The organism is Anaeromassilibacillus sp. An200, from assembly GCF_002160025.1.
GTDB lineage: Bacteria > Bacillota > Clostridia > Oscillospirales > Acutalibacteraceae > Caccousia > Caccousia stercoris.
Genome location: NZ_NFJU01000123.1, coordinates 1 through 1,372, shown reverse-complemented (window position 1 = coordinate 1,372; position 1,372 = coordinate 1). Strand labels below are relative to the sequence as shown.

At 51.0% G+C, this 1,372-nt stretch carries 2 protein-coding genes; both read right to left on the bottom strand.

Annotation, left to right across the window (positions count from 1 at the left end):
* A partial coding sequence (locus B5F35_RS18155; RefSeq protein ID WP_140401300.1) for a tyrosine-type recombinase/integrase occupies positions 1–531 on the bottom strand: 531 nt, incomplete at its 3' end.
* 90 nt (positions 532–621) lie between these two features.
* On the bottom strand, positions 622–1,372 hold a 751-nt coding region (locus B5F35_RS18150; RefSeq protein WP_140401299.1), incomplete at its 5' end, for a DNA-methyltransferase.

Sequence of the window (1,372 nt, the reverse complement as noted above, 5' to 3'; positions counted from 1 at the left end):
ATCTCCGGCCTTTGTTTTACTGTTGCGGATACGGATGGTGCTGATGCTGCCGATTTCAAAATAATCTTCCCATTTCAGAGCCATAAGCTCTCCGGCCCGCAAGCCGGTTTGCAGGAAAAACAGGATAATATCCCCAAGCGGATCTTCTGCGGTGGCCTGCTCGACAAGTTTTTGCTCCCTGGAGGATAAGTCGCGTATCTGCTTTTTGGAAGCGTATCGTGGAATGGAAATATTGGATACCGGGTTGAGCTCTACAGCCTGATTTTGTAAGGCCATCGTGTATGTTCCGCGCAGAACCACACGCATGTGATTCAACGTGCTTTGTGCGTAGGTTTTTCCCATGTCGTTGAAAGCTGCCTGGATTTCCAGGTTGGTGATAGCGTTCATATCCTTTTCCTTCCATTCCGGGATACAGCGGAAAAGTCGTTGGATGGCATCCAGATAGTTTTCAAGAGTCCTGGGCTTACATTTTGACTGTGCGCGGATGTGCAGCCATTTGTGTGTCCATACTTCAAGCGTAGGTTTTTCCATATTGTTCCTCCTAAAAATGACATTCTTTTTATTTTAGGTGGGAAAAATCTGCTTTGCAAGGCAGGGGTAAAGCGGACACGTGTCCGCTTTTTATATTTCCAGTTTGGTTTGAATACCTTGTTGCAGGGCGTTGTTGATACGAGCAGCTGAGAGTTTCACATACTCCGGGTTCAGCTCAATGCCGATAAAGCGCCGACCTTCTTCCAAAGCTGTCAAGGCGGTCGTGCCGCTGCCCATGAAGGGATCGAGAATAACGCCAGCTGGCGGAGCACCTGCCAGGATGCAGGGACGGATCAGCTCCGGCGGGAAGTTTGCAAAATGTGCGCCGTCAAAATGAGCTGCGGCTACCGGCCAGACGTCACGTTTATTTCGGACACCGCTTTCGTTCACAGAATTCCCGTGCGTTTCCCGCTCTTTGGTGGTGCTGTTATGGAAGGATGCACCGGTCGTATAAGCACCGCTGCCCCGAAAAGAGCGTGCGTTTCCTTTTGCGGCTGTACAAGGCTCAACAATGGCAGAAGCGTTATAGTAATATTTTTCTCGCCTGGTGAGAAGAAAAAGATATTCGTGAGCCCTGGTTGGCCGGTCATGTACGGATTCCGGCATGGCATTGGTTTTATGCCAGATAATATCGCTGCGCAGATACCAGCCATCCTCCTGCAGAGCGAGGGCCAACCGCCACGGTATGCCCATCAGGTCTTTGTTTTTGAATCCCTGTGGTATATGGCGTGCGGTATGTCCATGCTTGTTTCTTGTGCCAGCTGGCGGCTGCGGGCCGGAATCAGCGGCATAGCTGTCCCCCATGTTGAGCCATAGAGTCCCATCAGGGCGAAGGACACGC